The sequence below is a fragment of the Wolbachia endosymbiont of Drosophila bocki genome, assembly GCF_028982005.1.
In the GTDB taxonomy this organism is placed as follows: Bacteria; Pseudomonadota; Alphaproteobacteria; order Rickettsiales; family Anaplasmataceae; genus Wolbachia; species Wolbachia pipientis.
Genome location: NZ_JAPQLG010000010.1, coordinates 1 through 3,839, shown reverse-complemented (window position 1 = coordinate 3,839; position 3,839 = coordinate 1). Strand labels below are relative to the sequence as shown.

The window sequence follows — 3,839 nt, the reverse complement described above, 5'->3', positions numbered from 1 at the left end:
CGAAGGGTGTCAAGTAAGTTTTTTCGTTTCTATTCCCAATAAAAGTTTGTTATATGGTTATGCAAGAAGTTTAATACTCATAGTTTCAAGCATATACTGAAATATTTCATTAGCTATAGCAACATCTTGGCGTGGGGCTTTGCCGTGTTCTATAAACACAGAGATTGCATAGCGCGGGTTATGGTAAGGGCCATAAGCGATAAATAACTTATGACTTTCACCCTTAGAGTTTATCTCTGGTGTACCGGTTTTACCGGCAATTTGTATACCGCTTAGCCCTTTCTTATAGGTTCCAGTTTTAGAATTCACCACATCAAACATAGCTTTTCGAACTATGCTAAGATGCTCACAATCCACATCAATATCGGGAAAATCTTGTATTGTTTCATTCATCTTAATGCGGGGAATTACCTCTTTTCCTGTTGCAATCCTCGCTGCAAGAACTGCAAGCTGTAGTGGTGTTGTAAGCATATACCCTTGTCCTATAACTAAGTTGATAGTGTCACCTAAATACCACTGCGAATATAGCTTTCGTGTACGCCAATCTCTATCTGGCAACAGCCCTGGAGCTTCTTCTTTAAACGTTCCAATCAGTGGCCCACTTCCAATACCGAATTTTCTGGCCATTTCTACCAGAGAGTCTACACTTATTTTTTTCCCTATATTATAAAAGTAAGTGTTGCATGATAATGCCATTGCCTCATTTAAAGATACATACCCATGGACTTTGCTTTTCAGACAACGAAATTTCCGCTCACCTATTTTCATATAGCCCTTGCACGAGAATTTCTCTTCTGGTGTTATTATCCCGTCTTTTAAACCCGCAAGCGCAACTATTACTTTAAATATTGAACCAGGTGGAATTTGATATGATAACGCACGATTCACAAGCGGTAATGAAGGAGCATTCAAGTTTTCCCAAGTCTCATTTGGTAGCCTGCTAGCAAAAAGATTATTATCGTAAGAAGGTGAATTATATAATGCTAAAATTTCTCCATTATTTACACCAATTACCACTGCGGAGCCCTGGTGATCTTTAAATACCTCTGCGGTTTTCTCTTGCAGATTAATATCAATTGTCAGTTGTACATCTTGTCCGTCTTGTTGTGGTATGCTTGATAATTCTTTTATGACGCGTTTTTCAGAATTTATTTCCTGCTCAGATTTTCCTGACTTGCCTTTCAATATATGATCATATGTATATTCAATACCGCTGATTCCTACTTCGCTTATGCCTTGCTGTCTTTTTGTATATCCGATTACATGAGAACACATTGAACCAAACGGGTAATAACGTTTATAAAGAGCAGTTATTTTTTCTGACGATTTTGCTATTTTAGACTCGACTTCTGATAATGTCTGCAAATCAACTTCCTTACCAGAACCATCAAACAAAACAACATACGAAATTTTGTTTACCGCAAGTTCAATGCTATTCCTATCTAAAATTTTGCCCCGCTTAGGCATAATAGTAGCAACTCTTATTCTATTACTATTAGATAGTGCTTCGTACTTTTGTCTGTTTCGTATTTGTAAATTATATAACCTGCAACTAAAAACCGCAGAAATGGTAAGCTGAATACCACCTAATATGAATGCTCTGCGGTTAAAGACTTTGTTTTTTGTCCACATAACATTCCTTCAAAACGCACTTTTTTCCCCTCTTTTATTGTTACACTTCTGGCTTTTACCGTATTACAAACCCTTTTTTCCCACTCACTTAAGGTCACAAACTTATAACCTGATTTTTTTAGTATTTTAATAATATGAGGTAAAGCTTCAATTGTGTTTGACCTGTTATTGTGATCATGAAACAGTATAACTGCTCCATTATGTACATTACTTAAAACTCTTTCAACTAAAGTTTCCGGCTTATCACCTTGCCAATCTAGCGAATCAACCGTCCATAATATTGAATACATATTTAATTGATCAGTATTTTCAATCAGATTATCGTCATAACATCCATATGGCGGACGAAACCATTTTACATCTTGTTTTATTGCATTTTTAACTGCTGTATTTGTCTTTTCCAATTCTTGCAATTGTTCCTCACTTGAAAGTGATGTCAAATTCCTATGCGACCAAGAGTGATCGCCTAACTCATGACCTGATTCATGAATTTTCTTTACTATTTCAGACGTTTTTTCATTTATACGTTCACCAAGCACAAAAAATGTTGCTTTTGCTTCATAGCTTTCCAGAACATTAATAATATCGTTTACTCTATTGTTAGACGGTCCATCATCAAACGTAAGCGCAACAAACTTATCGTCGTTGTTCAATAATTTTTTTATATTACTTAAATTTCTATATGATAGATCTAGATTACAACTGAGCCCACAGTATGGTAAATTAAAATTACAATCACTACAAAAAGCCGTACTTGAATATAGTAAGAAAAAAGTGATTATCCTTATAAACATTTGTAATCAGCAAAGTGATAGAATACTACACTTTTTTGCTAAGTTAAGCCATCTTTAATTGCTGTAGCCTTTACTTCATCGCTTCTTTAATATATTGTATTAACAATTTTATATAATATATTATGATTGCAAATATAAATACCGTTGCGCTTCAGGGAATTAGCACAGTAAATGTCAATGCACAAATTCATATGGCAAATGGTATTCCAGCTTTTAATATTGTTGGATTGCCAGACAAAACTGTTGCGGAATCCAAAGAACGCATCAGAGCAGCGTTAAATTCAATCAATCTACTACTACCTCCAAAAAGAATTATAGTTAATCTCTCCCCTGCGGATTTACTGAAAGAAGGTAGTCATTATGACTTGGCTATTGCTATTGGACTACTTGTTGTAATGAATGTGATACCAGTTGAAAAAGTTCAGTCTTATATCATTATGGGTGAGCTTGCCCTTGATGGCAGAGTTATTCCAGTTTCAGGAGTGCTGCCAACAGCGATCAATGCAAAACAGGCAAATAAAGGAGTAATTTGCTCAAGGGGAAATGGAGTAGAGGCTTCATGGGTAAAGAATGTTTCAATTCTAGCTATAGAGAAATTAACTGATATTATCAGACACTTTAAGGGTGAGCAATTAATTCAGCCAGTAATTTTTAAATATAGTGATGCACCCAAAGAAAAAAGATTGGTTCCCGATATGAAGGATATTAAAGGCCAAGTTGTTGCAAAAAGAGCAGCTGAAATTGCAGCAGCAGGTGGGCATAATATGCTTCTTGTTGGCCCTCCTGGTACTGGAAAATCAATGCTTGCTAAGCGCTTTATAGGATTGCTGCCTGATTTAACCGAACAGGAGATGATTGATGTTAATATTATTTCCAGCATAACAAAAACTGGTAATGAAATATTCAAAGTAATTCGTCCCTTTCGTGAACCTCATCATTCATGCTCTATGCCAGCGATGATAGGGGGAGGAAAGAATGCAAAACCTGGAGAAATTACCATGGCTCACAATGGCGTGTTATTCCTTGATGAGTTGCCAGAATTTCCAAGACTTGTGCTTGATTCTCTGCGCCAACCACTTGAAGATAGAAAAGTTACCGTTGCAAGGGCAAATGCTCACATAACCTACCCTGCAAATTTTCAACTGATTGCTGCAATGAACCCTTGCAGGTGCGGTTATTTAGGTGATGCAAGCAGATCGTGCAACAAAGCTCCAAAGTGTGGCACAGATTACAAAAACAAAATATCAGGCCCATTGCTTGATAGAATAGACATATGCATTGAAATGCCAAACGTTAGCATACTCTCTCCTGAAATCTCTGTGGAGGGAGAAAGTACTAAAATCATAAGAACCTGTTTAAAATCTTCGTAATAGGAGAGAAATGAAGGAAAGGACAATCATTTGCAAGCTGGTG

The 3,839-nt window shown here is 36.4% G+C and carries 2 protein-coding genes and 1 pseudogene; 1 reads left to right on the top strand and 2 read right to left on the bottom strand.

Annotation, left to right across the window (positions count from 1 at the left end; genetic code table 11):
• Window positions 1-57: 57 nt before the first annotated feature.
• Together OZD61_RS00175 and OZD61_RS00170 are read right to left on the bottom strand one after the other, a co-directional pair.
• Window positions 58-1,632, bottom strand: a complete 1,575-nt coding sequence (locus OZD61_RS00175) for a penicillin-binding transpeptidase domain-containing protein (RefSeq protein WP_274979395.1) — start codon at window positions 1,630-1,632, stop codon at window positions 58-60.
• The gene (locus OZD61_RS00170; protein ID WP_274979394.1) at window positions 1,587-2,426 is read right to left on the bottom strand and encodes a polysaccharide deacetylase family protein; all 840 of its coding nucleotides are present in this window, start codon (window positions 2,424-2,426) and stop codon (window positions 1,587-1,589) included. Before OZD61_RS00170 ends, OZD61_RS00175 begins: the two co-directional genes overlap by 46 nt.
• Window positions 2,427-2,548: 122 nt before the next feature.
• Here OZD61_RS00170 and OZD61_RS00165 point away from each other — a divergent pair.
• A pseudogene (locus OZD61_RS00165) lies at window positions 2,549-3,775 on the top strand (YifB family Mg chelatase-like AAA ATPase); the annotation flags it as partial.
• Window positions 3,776-3,839 lie beyond the last annotated feature (64 nt).